The following is a 16,957-nucleotide window of genomic DNA, read 5'->3' on the forward strand; positions in this document are numbered from 1 at the left end:
AACATTCTGCACCTTTTCCAGAGACAATGGATTGGAAAATCAGTACATTATCGATTGCAATTATGCTTTCAAGTGGTCATAGCTTAACTGTAAAATTGGGTCGTCGAATGTGACGATCCAATTTTTCTGATTTTTCTGCATATGGCTCGTTTCACGCTATATTCGTGGTCTATATTCTTTCCCTATTATATATAGAAGGAAAAATTTTTACAGTCCGTTTTTATAAGTGATTTATACAATATATTTTGAGTACATAAAATAGGCAGTATGCAGGTCGGAGGTATAAAAATGAACACAAACACCAGGTTTAAAATCACTGGTTTAGCAACGATCATCGTGTTGACAGTTCTCGCGTTTCTATTCAGCATCATGTATGGCATCGTACAGATTCCAGTGCGTTCAGTTGTGGATGCGTTCTTTGCCTTTGACGGATCGCGTGAACACCTGATTATTCAAACCGTCAGGCTGCCAAGAGCAGTTATTGCCGCAGTAGTTGGCAGCTCACTGGCTGTGGCCGGGTGCCTGATGCAGGCCATTAGCCGCAATGCCCTGGCAGGTCCTGAGCTGTTCGGCATTAATTATGGGGCTGCACTTACGGCGGTGCTGGCTTCCTTTTGGCTGGGAACGACATCGCTGCAATTGTTTGCATGGTCTGCTCTGTTGGGGGCGGCGGTTGCAGGCGTGCTGGTTTTCCTTCTTAGTTCCACGGGCAGACAACCCTTATCTTCAGTTAAGCTTGTCCTGGCAGGGGCTACATTAAATTTGTTATTTGCTTCATTGACACAAGGCATTCTCATCCTGAATGAGCAATCCCTGGATACGATGCGCTTCTGGTTGGCAGGTTCATTGACAGGCAGGGATCTCGATCTTTTTATTCAGATCCTGCCTTATCTGATTATTGGCATCATCTGTGCATTTTCATTGAGCAGTCAATTGAACATTTTTGGTCTGGGAGATGAAGTCGCGCAGGGGCTGGGTCAGCGCATGAAGATGATTAGGATCATCTGTATTATCGCCATTGTTCTGCTGGCTGGCAGTGCCGTGGCACTTGCCGGACCCATCGGATTTATCGGGTTGGCCGTTCCGCATATTGCAAGATCGATCATAGGCAGTGACTATCGCTGGGTAGTTCCGTACTCTGCTGTTCTAGGGGCACTACTGCTGCTCACAGCAGATATTGGGGCGAGATTTGTGTTGCCTGGGCAGGAAATTCCTGTTGGGGTGGTCACAGCCTTTTTCGGTGCACCGTTCCTCATCTATCTGGCCCAAAGAAAGGAGAGATCGATATGATTTCTTCTATTATAAAGAGACGTGCATTCACCATTATTCTGATTCTCTTGCTGTTGAATGTTGGAGCGCTCGTGCTTAATGTAATGTTGGGAGATCGCTCTATTCCTCCGGGAGAAGTATTGCGCAGTCTGATGGGCAGGGGAGATCAGGAATATCACTTCACGATTCATCAGTTAAGGCTGCCCCGGGTACTGACCGGTTTTCTGGTTGGGTGCGGTCTGGCATTGGCGGGTACAATTTTACAGGTCATTACGAGAAATCCTCTGGCATCACCTGGCGTGATCGGTTTGAATTCGGGTGCGGCCGCGGCGGTGGTTGCCGTCATGGTGCTGGTTCCTACTTTTCCGATGCGGCACATGCCGTGGATTGCCTTCATTGGAGCCTTTCTCGCGGCCACGGTAATCTATGGATTGTCATGGAGAAAAGGAGAGGCGAGTTCCACGGTACGCATGCTGCTGATTGGTGTGGGCATATCTGCAATGGCAGGTGCGTTAATCACATATTTGCTGACGGTGGGCAAAATATTCCGGGTCTCCCAGGCATCCGTGTGGATGGCAGGCAGTTTATACGGACGAACATGGGAACACTTTTGGCCCTTATTACCGTGGGTGCTAATTCTGCTTCTTCTATTAATATGGATGTCCAGAAGACTCGATATGTTTCTGCTGGATGTCCAGTCGGCTGCCGGGTTGGGTCTGCGGGTGGAGACCATGCGTGTGTTGTTCCTTCTGATGAGTGTAGGACTCGCCGGGTCTGCGGTGTCGATGGCAGGAACGATTGGCTTTGTTGGCTTAATGGCTCCTCACATGGCAAAACATCTGGCGGGCAGCCGGAGTCTCGTTCGCTTGCCGATTGCGGCGTTGCTTGGAGGACTGATCGTCATGCTCGCAGATCTGGCAGGACGGATATGGTTTGCTCCGTATGAGATTCCTGCCGGATTAATTACGGCGATTATCGGGGCTCCATATATGATGTATTTGCTGTTACGACGCAGAGGGATATAATGAAGAAAAGGATTCAGAATGCAAGAAAGGCTGGTGCATTTTTTCATGCCATCATATGTGAACGAAGCCAATCTAATCTATCTTTTATCTTCAGTACGTAAACGAAAGTTTCCTATGACCCGACAAGCCAAACATGTTCGGGTTCCTGTATACATATTATGCTTTATTACAGAGGGCGAAGGGGGTGTTGTACTGGATGGTGCGCTACAGAAGGTTCGTCCTCTCCAGTTATATTTGCTTGTACCTGGCATGATTGTGGAATTCCCGGAACAAGGCAGTACGTTTGAATATTATGGTATATGGTTTGAACCGATCCGGCTAACCAAGACCAGAGGTAGATATGAAGCATTGCCTTCCTTGTCCTTATCCGGTGCACTCTCACCAGGGCACATTCCCGTGCATCATCCGCAACAGATCCTTCAACAGATCGTGCAGTTGTATCATCACAGTGGGCAGGAACGAAATCGGGATTCATTGAATTTGAGAATTCAGTTAGAGCAATTGATCCAGAATATTATGAAGAATGAATCGGAACAGCAGAGTACCGTAATGGATGAACGGGTTGAACGGAGCATCGTTTATATGGAGCAGCACTATACGGACAAAGTAAGCATTGAACAGCTGGCTGAAGCAGCAGGTGGCATGCCGCCGGTTGCTTTTTCACGTTTGTTCCGAAGTGAAACCGGTTTGCCGCCAGTCGAGTACCTGAGCAATGTACGCATGACCCGTGCGAAGCAAATGTTGAATATGAAGAACAGTCGAGTGAAGGAAGTGGCAGCTGCGGTCGGTTTTCGAAGTGAATTTTACTTTAGTCGCATGTTTCAGCGCATGGTGGGTGTATCACCTACATTATATATGAAGCGAGGCAAGTTAAAGGTGGCTGTAGCATCCTCGCTCGGATTCGACGACCATCTGAAATCCGTTGGAATCGAGCCGGTCTGTGTGGTGGATTTATTCCAGTATCCAGGTCAGAGCAATGAGCAGTATGCGGAACAATTGCACGAACAACTGCTGGAATTGGAGCAGTCCAATCCGGATATGATCATCGCCGATCATTATCATACAGCGTTCAGAGAGCAGTTCAAACAAACGGCTGCGCCTGTATTTCTGGATTTCTCTGTGTGGGACTGGAAAGGAAACTTTGAGAAAATTGCCGAGTTGGTGAACCGGGAACGCGAGGCTGCGGAGATGCTGACACGTCTGGATGTGCAGATTGAGACAACAGGCCAGACATTGCGCCGGATGCTGGGCCAGGAACGGATCACCATCATGCAAGTGAGCCACCGGACGATTGGCATTCAGGGCAGGGTGAATCATCCGCTCAATGAATTGGTATACGGCGAGCTTGGTCTGCGCCCGGGCAATCAGGCACCAGCAGAACTGTGGCGAATGGAGCTGCAACCGGAGGCCATGCCTGTATTGGAGACGGAACATCTGTTAATTCATCATCATCATATTCTCGCTGGTAGTGACAAAATGTATGACGAGTTGACCAGAACGCCCGTATGGCCCCAGATTGCGGCGGTGAAGGATGGAAAAGTTAAGCGTATTCCCAATTGGTTTGTGATGAGTTGGACCCCGCTGGGTAGACAACGAATCATGCATGAATTAATGGCAGCCGTGGGTGAACATCAACAGCGATAAATAGCGCTGAACGGGTAGCATTTTCAACAGGGAGCGCACTGCAATTGGTAGTCTACTCATGTCAGGGAGAGTGAAGAATGAGACGGATTGGGCAAGGAAGAACGGCTGAGATTTATGAGTACCCATCAAATCAGATTATGAAATTATACCATGCGGATTTTCCAACCGAAGCTGTCCAGAATGAGTTTCGAATTACCGAGGCAGTATTCCAAAAGGGCTTACCTGTGCCACAGGCAAGGTTGTTTATGGATGATGTATCGCGTAAAGGGATTATATTTGAACGGATTGAAGGCAATACGATGTTATCCCTCATGATTCAGAAACCCGTGCTGATCGAAGAGCTATCGCGTCAAATGGCAGTCTGTCATCATAGCCTTCACGTGCAGCAGGATGATGAAGGAGCACTCCCCACACAAAAGCAGATTCTTACTGGAGCCATTCGAAATACCTCTCTATTGTCAGAAGAGGATAAGACGCGGGTAATTGCTTATTTGTCGTCTCTTCCAGAGCGAAAGCAAATTTGTCATGGCGACTTTCATCCCGATAATGTCATGTTGAATGAAATGAGAGATCAATATTGGGTTATAGACTGGATGACAGGCATGTCGGGTGATCCAGCGGGTGATGTGGCACGAAGCTGGGTAATATTAATGAGCGGCACGTTGCCGGAGGATACAGACCCAGCTGTTCATAGGGGATTTGAATTGGCTCGCCATGTAATGCTGGATCATTATATCAAGCATTACATCCAGATTTCCGGGATATCCCGCCAGGAGTTGGATGCCTGGATTCTGCCTGTCGCGGCTGCACGTTTAGACGAGAGGTTACCTGCAGTGGAAGCGGATCAGTTAATCAAGCTTGTGCAGGATCGTATTCGTCTGCTGAAATGACATTTTTAGTTTAACTAACAAGGATAACGAGGTGAAGAAATCCATGCTGAACGCATTAAAGGCCATACAATCTTACAAGACAGGCCATCTCCCGGAGGAAGAGCAGCCAACGTGGTTGCAGCTACTGGCAGCGGCAGAGCAGCCGAATATTAACCTGGAACGCATTCATTCCATAGCTGAATTGAAAGGCACGAATCCGGTACTGGATTACGTAGAACGCACACTCCAGGTGCTGGAGCAGCTTCAAGTTTCTTTTTGGATGCGAGAAATTCTGGAGGATGTGCTGGTCTGGTCGGAAACGGCAAAGGCAGGATCACCAAAACAGCGGCGAAAATGGCAGAAACAGGGGGTTAACCTGTTCGTGCACAATGTGGGTTCAGCACAGTTATATGACATGTACGGAAGTGTTGGAAATTTGCATGGCAAGCAAGACCATCGTGAGGAGAAAAATTCATCTCGGTCGGAATCCCTGAGTGATTTATCAAATGATGATCCAAGTGGTAGTACACAAACTGCACACACTGCACATGGTTCACCCACACCTCGGCATGAGATCATTCGTACCCTTATTGCCACACACGGACTTATTGGTCAGTACATCAGAGGAGAAATCCCATTTGCCGAAAATGCCCCGCTGCACTCGTTCATAACTCAAGGGTGGCTGACCGCAGATGAATTGCAGGCCATCCTGATGGTGCTGAATGAATGCGTCATTGCAGGCGTTGAACCAGCGCTATGGAATCAAGTTCAGACTGAAGTGCATCGTATCGTAGGCTGGATCATTACAGAACCAGATCATACAGACTGGAATGTGAAGGAACGGCTGTCACGCTTGCGGAGCTCGTCTATACGTCAAGGAGAAGCGATGGATGAAGCGTATGCCAAACTTCAAGCCGAGCTTGATTTGGATAAACTACTCGCTCCATTGGCTCATCGAACCTTATGGTATGTGGAGTCAGCGCTGCACGATTTTTCGTTGCAGGAGATGGTTAAGATCTTCCTTTTGACGCTGCACAGTGAAGCAATGGAGCAACAAATGGATGTTGTGAGGCATATCAGCTTTGAACCATTAATGAATACGATGTATTACGATTACAAGGGTGTCAAGAAACTGAATATTTACAAGAAACGAATGATCGAAAAGTACCTGGAGCAATATTCATGGGAGCAGATTGAAGCTGGTGAGACAATCGTTTATCCTCACTTGATACATCGAATTGAACGGCATCCGAATTTACGGGATACGTTATTTGTGACATTTGAATTTTCCCCGGCGGCCGAGAAGCTGATTGCGTTCTGTATTGAGGCAGAAAAGTCTCCGTTATATGAGAAGGCTGTGCTGTTGTTATTTGACCTGTTCGGATTGCGACGGGATGCATATGATCGATTCCATAATGAAGAGACGTACCTGGCCGACATGAACAGCTCAGGTGATTACAAGAAAGTACTGCTGGATTATATGGTTGGCAAACGAGTGCTCGATATCGGTCCCGGCGGCGGAATATTGCTCGATCTGATTGAGCAGGAACGACCTGAGATGGAACCAATCGGCATTGATATTTCAGCGAATGTCATTGAGGCATTGGAGCGCAAAAAGCAGCGGGAGGCACATCGCTGGCAAGTATTGAAGGGGGATGCTCTTCAACTGGATCAATACGTGCAGTCAGGCACGGTGGATACGATTATTTTTTCATCCATTCTGCATGAGCTGTATTCGTATATTGAACGTGACGGACGAAGATTTAATAGGGATACCGTCGTTGCTGTACTGAGAAGTTCGTTTAATGTGTTGTCCCCCGGGGGCCGTATTCTGATCCGGGATGGCATTATGACCGAACCCGAAGCACAGAAGCGCCGAATTCGTTTCCTTGAACCGGACGGGATGCTTTGGCTGGAGCGCTACGCGCAGGATTTCCAGGGACGCAGTATCGAATTCGAGCGAATCTCTGAGAACGAGGTGGTGTTGGATATCAATGATGCCATGGAATTTCTGTACACCTATACTTGGGGCGAAGAAGCGTATGTACATGAAATTCAGGAGCAATTCGGCATATTTACCCCGTCAGCATATGAAGACTGTATTCGCGAAGCGCTGGGTGATCAAGCCGTGATTATAACGTTCCGACACTTTCTTCAGGGAGGATATACGGAGGCGCTTGGAGAACGAATACTATTTATGGATGAACAGGGTCAACCTGCACCTTTGCCAGACAGCACCTGCCTGATTGTGATTGAAAGAAGAAAGGAATGGCGGACAGATGACAAATGAAGCCAACACGGCTTTATATTTTGTAAGGCACGCAGAGTCTGAATATATGGAAGGGAAGGAACGCGAGCGAGGTCTGACGGAACAAGGAAAAAGAGATGCGGCTAGCGTTGCGGGTTTGCTCCATCGGGAGCAGATCCAGTTGTTTTATTCCAGTCCTTACAGACGGGCAGTGGATACCATTCAGGGATTAGCCGAAGTGTCAGGCGGCATTGTGGTCACCGAAGAAGATTTGCGTGAGCGCCAGCTGTCTGGTCCTGAAGTGAAGCATGAACATTTTCGGAAAGCCAAACAAAGGCTTTATGATGATCCTGCATTTGCCTATTCAGGTGGAGAATCTGGCGAAGTAGCTGGGGCACGGGCAATCGCTGTTATACAGCGAATTTTGGATAGGCATGCGGGACAAAAAATAGTGATTGGCACCCATGGAGATATCATGACCCTGATTTTCAATTACTATGATCCGTCCTATGGTTATGACTTCTGGGCAAATACAACGATGCCGGACATCTACAAACTGGAGTTTGACCGTGAAGGCAGGTTGGTCCAGGTAACTCGATTGTGGCAGGAACAGGTTTAGTTCTTTGAAATATGCGTTCTATAGATGAAAGGGGGAAAATCGCCAAATGAAGATTATATTTATGCCGAATACGTACACTGTTGAAGAGCTGAGAATCCCTGAATTGCACGATCGAACGTACTGCATATTTGATCTAGAGGGCACAGGGATCGATCCGGCTGAGGAGAGTGTGACTCAATTTGGTGCGATGTATTACAAAAAAGGAGAATCATTAGATTCATCGTTCACTTCACTTGTACGTGCGTCTAAACCGATTCCAGAAGCGGTGGCGAAGTTAACGGGCATTTCAAATGAGGATATGATCCAGGCTCCCTCGTTCGCAGAAGCATACCACGCTTTCTTGGCATTCATCGGGGATAAGGTATTAGTCACGCAGGCGGGTTATGAGTATGATTTGCCCATTTTGAAACGACATTGTGATATGAATGGACTGCCGATGTTTACCAATCCGGTTTTGGATACAAAAGCGATGTTTACTTATATTCATCCTGAAATCTCCGAGGTTATCTCTACCGATTTCCTGATCCGGTATTATGACCTGAATACAGACGGAATTCACAGGCACAATGCCTTGGCCGATTGTGGTGTGATTGCTCGTATATTTGAACATGTCCTGAACGAATATCAGGATCTTGTATTGGAACATTTTACTGCGGATAGGGAACGTGAGATGAAGCGTTTTGTGATTCCTGAGATGTATTTAACAGCACCGATTGGAGGAGGGAAGCCAGATGAGTAGAGTGGATGCGGATAAATTGCTGGCTGATATGAATGAAGGGCGGATTCTTAGTCAGCAGACATTCGAAGGACTGGATGTGGAAGCCTATCTGGATCAACGGGATGCTTCCGAATTTGCCGATGAATGGATGCAGGGAACTGGCTTTCAAACGAACGATTGCTCTTGCGGGCGATCCTGAACTGGCGGGATATGTCAGTGATGATATTGGGTTGATTGGTGCTGCTCTGTTACAGGACGAAATGAAGGATTTATTTGTTATGCAATTACTTGAACGTTATCAACAAGGTACATTACGCCTGCGTTAAGCGGGGGTGACGGTCAAAATATTGGACGGAAAGTTGTGGCAGTCCCTTCCGGCCGTTAAAAATAAACATGTGTACCTGATGGAAAGATCGCACTGGCAATCGGGAGCCGTGATAGCCAATTCAATGAAGATTGATGATCTCTTGCAAAAAATGACTCCATAGGCATACGCAACACGGGCGAACCGCGCTTAGAGCCGATTAATTAGGTTTGACAGTAACGTCTATTCCAAGATTATTCATATATTACCAAGACAAATCAAAGTCAATACTAAAATAACTAAAAACATTACCATGGTAATGTAATATTAATTCTTAGTAAAATGATTTATAATAATGGCAAAGGAGTTGGGGGGGAAGAAATGAGCGTAAGAGGGGCAACCAAAGAAGCAATTTTGACTGCAAGCATCCAGTTATTTAATAAATATGGATTCGATCAAGTTACGATCAATCAAATTTGCAAAGAGATCAATGTGACCAAGACCGCGTTTTATTATCATTTCAAATCCAAGGATGAGTTGATTTCCGAGGTTTTTTCGTTTGACAATATGATCTCCAACAATGATGTACTGGACATTCTGTCCGTCATCGATTACGCCGATCAGGCGATAAAATGCATGGAGATTTACGTGAAGCACATGGTTCGTTTGGGAGTCGAATTGACGAAGGAAAATTACAGGGTCCACCTTCGGAATCAGACCCTTCCGCTCGATAAAGGCAAGTCATCACTATTGAGCAGCGTTATTCCCACGTTGGTACAACGGGCCAAAGACGCGGGTCAAATCAAAAATCCGGCGAGCGCAGAGGATTTGCTTGATTCGATGTGTATAATAGCCAATGGAGTCATTCTGAATTGGGCCATAATGGGCGGCAGCTTCGATATTCTTGAAGAAACCAGAAAACGTTTTGAAATTTTGCTGGTTGTGTAAGCCAAATAGGTATTGTGAAAAGTAACGCTTCTCTCAAAAGAGGGGGCGTTTTTTAGTCTTTTGATACTATTTTAAATATTTATTTCAATAAAAACTTTACCTCGGTATTTACTTTCTTTACCTTATGCAATATAATTCGAATATTCCTTCGGATTGGAGAGGTTAGATATGGAACCCAACAAAGCAAAATTGATACTGGTTATAGGTGGTACAGGAACACAAGGCGGCAACGTAGCTCGCGAGTTGTTAAAGCACGGTCATCGCGTACGGATCCTGACTCGGAACCCGGAGTCGGTTGCTGCTCAAGCGATAGCGTCTAAAGGTGCGGAGTTGATCCAGGGAGACTTGGCTGATGCGGCATCGCTTGAATCTGCCATGGACGATGTATCGGCAATCTTCTCAGTGCAGTACGCCGATCCCTACGATCAGACAGTTGAACCGCGAAATGCCGCAAATATGGTCGAGGCGGCAAAAAAAGCCGAAATCGAACAAATCGTGCATACCTCGGTCGCCGGCAGCAATGTGTTTCCACGGTGGGATAAATACAAATATTTGACTCAGACTTGGGAGAATAAATACGAAATCGAAGAACTCATCCGCAATGGAGGCTTTCAAGCTTGGACCATATTGCATCCATGTTGGTTTATGGAAAATTTTGTAGAGCCTAACTCTGCCATTATGGCGCCGGAGTTGAAAAATGGGGTTTTGTTTGGCACGTTGAAGGCAGATACTCCTCTAAAATTGAATTCCGGGGAGGATACGGCCAAATTTGCGCGCGCAGCTTTTGAGAACCCGCAGAAGTTTCATGGAAAGGATATTAATGTCGCAAGCGACGAACTTTCCTTGACGGAAATTGCGCAAACGCTGAGTCGCGTTCTCGATAAAAAAGTGGTCTTCGAAACCGCAGGCGATGAGGAAACCCGGAAACGCGGAATGTTGGAAGGAACGGTTTATTTTATGGAGTGGTTAGAAGAAGTGCCCGGTTACGGCTTCGACATTCAGGAAACAAGAGCGTATGGCGTTGAGCTTAAATCTTTTGCGGAATGGGTTGAGGAGAACAGACATAGGTTTGAAATTAACTAAAGCTGTGTTGATGGTCAAGCAGATACCGAAAAGCTAAAGGGTCGAGTAGACTGGGAGCGAAATTCCCCTGATCTACTCGACCCTTCGTAAGATACCTTGATTCGAGGGGAAGAATATGTGTTTGCCGAAATAGTCTCGAATTTGTTCTTGATAAAAAACGATAATCTATTCCAGATGGAATGGTCTTGAAAGGAGGCCAGTATGGAGACATCCGAAATAGTCCAGCGGGGAATCGACTATATAGAGGAACATCCTTATGAGCCCCTTTCGTTGGAAAACATCGCAGAGGCAGCCGTGATGTCGGTTCCAAATCTGTACCGCTTGTTTTATGCGATGACGGGCCACCCTATCAAAGAGTATGTACGCAAACGCCGGATTAGCGAAGCAGCCAGTCTTTTGCGTTATACCGATCATGCGACTATCGACATTGGGATTGGTTGCGGATTTCAATCGTACCAAACATTCTTTAATACATTTAAGCGAAGCACTGGTCTGACTCCGGGGCAGTATCGACAAGCCGAATTCATTTTCAGTGTTGAGCAGATCAACCTGCATGAACGAGTGACATACCTTGAAGAAAGAGAGGTGTTCGATCGTTTCCCGAACGTAAAGGTTATCCGACGGATTGGACGAAGAAGGCGGTCGATTACGCTTTTCATGGTCATTGGACAGCGGCAAACCCCATGCAATGTCGAAAGATTAATGAACATTTTGGGAATTCATGACCCGGTACGAATGAAGAGATGGAAGGCGAGTTCGGACTGATGGATCAGCGAGGTCGCCGGAAAGAATACATGGATCAAGATCGCTATGTGCAACACCTGAAACGGGAGAATGAGTTGCTAAAAAAGGTTGGCGCCCGAATCTGCATGTCTCGCCGAGGAAATTGTTATGACAATGCCTCTATGGAGAGTTTCTTCTCACATCTCAAAACGGAAGGACTCTATCCTTATCATATTTGAACGTTTGCCGAAGCACAAAGCAAAATCGAACAATATATCCGTTTTTACAACCGAAAACGGCCACAACGAAAACTAAAAAAACTGACGCCGATAGAAACCGACGCCAGTTTGCAGCCTAGGGTCTTTTTATAATGTCTACAAAATGGGGTCTTGACCAACTACTGAACGGGCTTTTTAGTGTGTGAACTTACCTCAGGTGAACCAGAAGAATTAGTTTTTCTCCATCACCGCAAAGTAATTGTTTTCGTCATCTGCAAAGTTGAATACTCTTCCGCCAGGCATCGTTACAATCTCCCCAACCGTAACTTGTTTATTGGATAAGTGAGTGTAAAGGTGATCCAGGTTATCTGTAAAAAGCATAAGAGATGGTGTGCCAAGGTTTAATTCAGGCGACATTTTGGCAACGAATTCCTTGTCGTGCAGGATGATGGTGGTCTGGGCACCCTTCACAGGAGCAATCTCGATCCAGCGCATGCCATTCCCATTAACTTCGTTAACGATATGGAAACCTGCTTTTTCCGTCCAAAATTGAAGAGCCTTGTCCTGATCGTTTACATACAACATAATTTGCCCGACTTGAGTAAACATTGATTTACACTCCTTATATACGTAGTTAATCATGGTTGAAGCAGGTATGCCTTTGGATGTAGCTTGTTAGATTGAGTCAAGCTTTATATTACCATATATGAGCACCCGCCATACAACTTCAATTCACGCACAAAAAGAGGAAGCAAATGTCCTTGACTGCCGCATTGCGACATACCATTAGATAAAGGACAATTCGAGCGACCGAATTGCCTTTTAAGCACAGCCATGTAATGGCAGATGGGAGCGCTGTAATGACAAAACGGGTAGTTCTATTGGAAGAAGGTACGGCAGAGATGAAAGGGCTGATGGGTAGTAAAGGGGCTGGACTTGCGGCGTTGCTCCAGGCAGGTTGGCCCGTTCCGGCCGGGTTCATTGTAACAAAGGAAGGCTGTCGCGCATTCTGTACCCGTCTTGAACATCTTTCAGCTGAAGGAGCCCAAGAGATTGGCAGCGCAATTCAGCATCTTGAGAAGCAATCCGGCAAATTCTTTGGCGATTCCTTAGCACCGCTGCTGCTTGCCGTCCGGTCAAGTGAAACGTGTTCCCGTGATACAGCATCCCATGTTTTGCTTCATGTAGGACTGAATGATGTGACGGTAGAGGGCTTCGCGAGGCAAACGAATGATCGTCAGTATGCCCTTAATTGTTATCGGATTTTATTGCAGGATTATGGTCAACTGGTACACGACATTCCGTATGCCCTATTTGAAGAAAAATTGGAAGACATCTCGATACTCGATGAAGCGAATCTAGAATTCGCCATCGCGGAATATAAACGTTTAATAGAAGAGAGAGGACATCATCCCTTCCCTCAGGATGTGCAGTTACAGTTAAAAGAAGTGATGCGGGCAGTTTCTGATTCACAACGTGTTCTACGGCCCAACTCACAACAAGAACTTCTTCGCAAACCTTCTCATTTCTCCGATGAAAATCAAGGAGCAGCTGTACTTATACAGGTGATGATCAATGGCGAGAGTGGTGATCGCAGCGGAAACGGAACGGTATATTCTCGTCATCCGGGTACCGGGGAACGAGGCATGACAGGTGATTACGTTTCATCTGCTGCTTCCTGGCGTTCGAATGAAGGACTGGAACAACTACGAAGTGAAGAGCCGGAAGTGTATGATCTTTTGCAGGATGCTTGCAGTTATCTGGAGTCCCACACGAGAGAGGTACAGGAGATCCAATTTGTTGTGGATTCAGGGACCCTGTATCTGGTGGAAATCAGTGAATCCAGGTTAACCTCGCAGGCGACGCTGAGGAGTACTGTAGATCTCGTGGATGAAGGCGTAATCTCCAAAGAGGATGCAATATTGCGTATCCAGCCGTGGCATGTGACGGAATTGATGAAAGCATCTTCAAATTTATCACCAGAGCTACAGCTCCTGCTTGAATGGGCAGATGAAATGAAGGGGCTTACAATACTGTCTAATGTGGATCATCCAAAGGACGCCGTGAAGGCCCGCGCGTTAGGGGCTGAAGGCATTGGATTGTGTCGAACGGAACAGCTGTTGTTGTCTGCTTCGAGATTTCCTTTTGTACAGAAAATGATTCTGGCAGATAGTGAAGCTGAGCGCAAACGCGGACTGCAGCGTCTGCTGCCGATGCAACAGGCTGATTTTGAACAACTCTTCGAAGCAATGGATGGTTATCCGGTAACCATTCGATTGCTTGATCCGCCGCTGCATGAGCTGCTGCCTGATATTGAAAGGTTAAAAGAACAGCGTCAGCAGTTGGCTCTCAGGAAATTGGAGAATAACAACAGTGAAGTGCAGGAGCTTGATCGTGTAATCCGCAGAGTGCTGGAATTGCATGAACAATATCCGTTGCTAGGGCAACGGGACTGTCGACTGGGAAGCGTGTTCCCGGAAATCTACGATATGCAGCTTGAAGCCATTTTTCGTGCAGCGGTGAAGGGCATCCGCCAAGGGCTATGGGTACGGCCTGAGATTATGATCCCTTTGGTGGGTCATGCCAATGAACTTCAGGTCATGAGAGATCTGGTAGATCATGTAGCGGACCAGGTGCTTGGAGAGGAGAAACGTCATTGTCTTTACAGAGTGGGCGCACAAATTGAAGTTCCACGAGCAGCACTGACCGCAGCTCCTATCGCCCGTTATGCTGACTTCTTCTCGTTTGGCACCGATGAGCTGACACAGATGACGTTCGGTTACAGCCGTCACAATACGGAGAAGCCGTTCCTTCATTTTGTTGATCCGCAACGCTCACTGCCCAGCAATCCATTTCAGGTACTGGATATTGACGGAGTGGGGCAATTGGTAGAGATGGCTCTCGTTCAGGGCCGAATTCGGAAACCTCATCTAAAAGCAGGCATCTGTGGTGAGAATGCAGCTGATCCGGATTCCGTTGCTTTTTGCCACCGTATTGGTCTGGATTATGTAAGCTGTCTGCCAGAACAGGTACCGCTTGCCCGTATCGCTGCGGCACAGGCGGCACTCCTTGCCCCGAAGCAGGATCAAAATGAAAACAGGCAGGACGACGATATATCGACGATTGCGTAACATTTCCATATCCCCTCATGGAATACCAACCCCAAAACTGTTATACTGAAATATGCGTTTTGTAAAAGGAACGTAAAAATTTCAGATAAGGGTTGAAAGCGACCATGTTTAATTTCAAAAATGAGCGGACCTCATCACGGACCTTATTTGCCGTGTTATTCATTCTTATGCTGCTGAAGCTGTCGCTTTTGCGGTATTTCTTTTTCCAGGGTCTGTCCGGCATCGGTTTCGTTACTGACGCATTGGGGGCCCTGACCGTGGTATGCATCCTCGATCTGATCGTGCCAAAAGCCTGGAAACGTTCAGTGTACGCAGGTTTCAATGTATTGTTCTCGCTGATATTGTTCGCGGCGACACTCTATAACGTACATTTCAGTTCGGTTCCCACCTATACGGCACTCAGCGAACTGGGCCAGGTTGCCCAAGTGAGGGGCAGTATCGGACCTTTGGTAAGACCTGAGCACTTCCTGTTTTTTGTGGATATCGTCCTGGCGCTGCCGGTATGGTTTATCTTGCGCAGTCGTCGTGCCTCGGCTCGTAACAGCAGCTATCGCGACAGTGGACTCCATTTCGGCAGAAGCCGGAGACGGTATTGGGGCAAGTTGGGTGTAGCCCTTACGGCTGCATTTTGCATCGTGCTGTCAGGCAGCTTCATTGTCAAAGGGGAAACGATTGATAATGAACTGGTTCGTGCCGAAAATCTCGGTTTCCTGAATTATCAGGTGTCATCGGCGATTCTGACGAGCAAAGAGAATGAAGCCATTGCGAATGGCAACATTAACGAAACCATCGACAAGATTAATCAACTGGTTAGCAAGTATCCGTATCAGGATAAGTCCAGTCAGGGCACGGCTATCAAAACCAAATATTTTGGTCAGGCTAAAGGAAGCAACCTGATTGTCCTCCAACTGGAGTCATTTCAAAACTTCCCGATTAATGCTTCTCTCGACGGTCAGGTATTAACCCCGGTTCTGAATGATCTGGCAAAAGAAAGCTATTATTTCTCTCATTTTTTCCAACAGATCGGACAGGGAAATACGTCGGATGCCGAGTTCATGTCGAATACATCCATCTACCCAACCGGAGTTGTACCGATGTCAGCAGGGTATAGTGACCGTGATCTGCCAAGTCTTCCAAAACTGCTTGGCAAAGAAGGATATGAGTCAGAAACGTTCCACGTCAATGACGTCACCTTCTGGAACCGGAACAAAATGTATCCAGCGCTTGGATTCAATCGGTACTTCGACAAGCCTAGCTTCGAGAATGATAAGTTTAATGATTTTGGACCATCGGATGAGGAATTATATCGTGTAGGTGTGGAAAAAATGGCTGCGCATCAGGCTGCTAATCAGCCGTTCTATGCTCAGTTCATTACAGCATCCAGCCACTCGCCGTTTACGGTTCCTGCGGACCGTGCGAGAATTAACATCCCGGCCACAATTACCAATACGTTACTGTATGATTACCTTCAAGCGATCAATTATACGGATTATGCGGTAGGTCAGCTGATCAATGAACTCAAGGCAAACGGGTTATGGGATAACACAACACTGGTTATATATGGCGACCATTTCGGTCTGCCGGCAAACGATGAGATTACTCAGCAGATCCAGACCAATCTGGGCGTGCCCTATGACGGTAACGTAAGTCGCTTCAACATCCCGCTTCTGATCCACACGCCGAAACAGGCAAAAGGTCAAGTCATAGAGCAGCCTGGCGGGCAGTTGGATATTTTGCCCACGGTGATGAACCTGATGGGTGTCTCTCTGAAGGATGAGAAATTCACAGCCTTTGGACATGATTTGCTTAATATGGACCACAATGCGTTCGGTATCCGGTATTACTTGCCGACAGGTTCATTTGTGAATAATGACATTATGTTTATTCCGGGTGCGGGCTTTGATGATGGAACAGCCTACTCGTTAAAAACGTATGAACCCGTCACCGACATTGAGCCGTACCGTTCCGATTATGAACATGTGCTCAGCTTGATGAAGTTGTCTGACGAGTATGTAAAGCTGTTGCCCAAACGTGCACCGTAATTGAATTTTATATGTATGAAACACCATAACGTCACTGGCTCAGGAGCTGGTGGCGTTATTTGTTTATTCATCGTAGATCGAAACGTGTAATGACAAGGAGATAACCTTTGAAACTG

At 46.7% G+C, this 16,957-nt stretch carries 15 protein-coding genes and 1 pseudogene; 15 read left to right on the top strand and 1 reads right to left on the bottom strand.

Annotated elements, in window-relative coordinates; all coding sequences use genetic code 11:
* Positions 1–288: 288 nt before the first annotated feature.
* From ACFVQB_RS03350 to ACFVQB_RS03410, 13 genes and pseudogenes are all read left to right on the top strand, one after another.
* A complete protein-coding gene (locus ACFVQB_RS03350) occupies positions 289–1,290 on the top strand; it encodes a FecCD family ABC transporter permease (RefSeq protein WP_379435000.1) in 1,002 nt (333 codons plus the stop codon).
* On the top strand, positions 1,287–2,294 hold the full coding sequence (locus tag ACFVQB_RS03355; RefSeq protein WP_379435001.1) for a FecCD family ABC transporter permease: 1,008 nt from the start codon (positions 1,287–1,289) through the stop codon (positions 2,292–2,294). Before ACFVQB_RS03350 ends, ACFVQB_RS03355 begins: the two co-directional genes overlap by 4 nt.
* Positions 2,295–2,339: 45 nt before the next feature.
* On the top strand, positions 2,340–3,938 hold the full coding sequence (locus ACFVQB_RS03360) for a helix-turn-helix domain-containing protein (protein WP_379435002.1): 1,599 nt from the start codon (positions 2,340–2,342) through the stop codon (positions 3,936–3,938).
* Positions 3,939–4,015: 77 nt separating this feature from the next.
* On the top strand, positions 4,016–4,828 hold the full coding sequence (locus tag ACFVQB_RS03365; RefSeq protein ID WP_379435003.1) for a phosphotransferase family protein: 813 nt from the start codon (positions 4,016–4,018) through the stop codon (positions 4,826–4,828).
* A 43-nt stretch (positions 4,829–4,871) separates the two neighbouring features.
* Entirely contained in the window at positions 4,872–7,097 is a 2,226-nt protein-coding gene (locus ACFVQB_RS03370) for a class I SAM-dependent methyltransferase (protein WP_379435004.1), read from the top strand.
* Positions 7,087–7,674 (top strand): histidine phosphatase family protein, encoded by a 588-nt coding sequence (locus ACFVQB_RS03375; RefSeq protein WP_379435005.1) that lies wholly within the window; start codon positions 7,087–7,089, stop codon positions 7,672–7,674. The genes ACFVQB_RS03370 and ACFVQB_RS03375 overlap by 11 nt, the downstream gene beginning before the upstream one ends.
* A 46-nt stretch (positions 7,675–7,720) precedes the next feature.
* Positions 7,721–8,413 (top strand): 3'-5' exonuclease, encoded by a 693-nt coding sequence (locus tag ACFVQB_RS03380; protein ID WP_379435006.1) that lies wholly within the window; start codon positions 7,721–7,723, stop codon positions 8,411–8,413.
* Entirely contained in the window at positions 8,406–8,591 is a 186-nt protein-coding gene (locus ACFVQB_RS03385; RefSeq protein WP_379435007.1) for a hypothetical protein, read from the top strand. Before ACFVQB_RS03380 ends, ACFVQB_RS03385 begins: the two co-directional genes overlap by 8 nt.
* Positions 8,527–8,718 carry a hypothetical protein gene (locus ACFVQB_RS03390; protein ID WP_379435008.1) on the top strand — a complete coding sequence of 64 codons (192 nt, stop codon included), beginning with the start codon at positions 8,527–8,529 and terminating at the stop codon, positions 8,716–8,718. The genes ACFVQB_RS03385 and ACFVQB_RS03390 overlap by 65 nt, the downstream gene beginning before the upstream one ends.
* Before the next feature lie 359 nt (positions 8,719–9,077).
* Positions 9,078–9,644, top strand: coding sequence for a TetR family transcriptional regulator (locus ACFVQB_RS03395; protein WP_379435009.1), 567 nt, complete (start codon positions 9,078–9,080; stop codon positions 9,642–9,644).
* Between the two features lie 168 nt (positions 9,645–9,812).
* Entirely contained in the window at positions 9,813–10,727 is a 915-nt protein-coding gene (locus tag ACFVQB_RS03400; RefSeq protein ID WP_379435010.1) for an NmrA/HSCARG family protein, read from the top strand.
* Positions 10,728–10,928: 201 nt separating this feature from the next.
* Entirely contained in the window at positions 10,929–11,492 is a 564-nt protein-coding gene (locus tag ACFVQB_RS03405) for a helix-turn-helix domain-containing protein (protein ID WP_379435011.1), read from the top strand.
* Between the two features lie 107 nt (positions 11,493–11,599).
* Positions 11,600–11,821 (top strand): annotated as a pseudogene (locus tag ACFVQB_RS03410) (IS3 family transposase); the annotation flags it as partial.
* A gap of 78 nt (positions 11,822–11,899) precedes the next feature.
* Here ACFVQB_RS03410 and ACFVQB_RS03415 read toward each other — a convergent pair.
* Entirely contained in the window at positions 11,900–12,277 is a 378-nt protein-coding gene (locus tag ACFVQB_RS03415; protein WP_379435012.1) for a VOC family protein, read from the bottom strand.
* A gap of 251 nt (positions 12,278–12,528) precedes the next feature.
* Between ACFVQB_RS03415 and ACFVQB_RS03420 the strand changes: the two genes are divergently transcribed.
* Both ACFVQB_RS03420 and ACFVQB_RS03425 read left to right on the top strand, forming a co-directional pair.
* Positions 12,529–14,799 carry a putative PEP-binding protein gene (locus ACFVQB_RS03420; protein ID WP_379435013.1) on the top strand — a complete coding sequence of 757 codons (2,271 nt, stop codon included), beginning with the start codon at positions 12,529–12,531 and terminating at the stop codon, positions 14,797–14,799.
* 104 nt (positions 14,800–14,903) lie between these two features.
* Positions 14,904–16,841, top strand: a complete 1,938-nt coding sequence (locus ACFVQB_RS03425; RefSeq protein WP_379435014.1) for an LTA synthase family protein — start codon at positions 14,904–14,906, stop codon at positions 16,839–16,841.
* Positions 16,842–16,957: the final 116 nt, after the last annotated feature.

Source organism: Paenibacillus sp. NPDC057886, assembly GCF_042796655.1.
In the GTDB taxonomy this organism is placed as follows: domain Bacteria; phylum Bacillota; class Bacilli; order Paenibacillales; family Paenibacillaceae; genus Paenibacillus.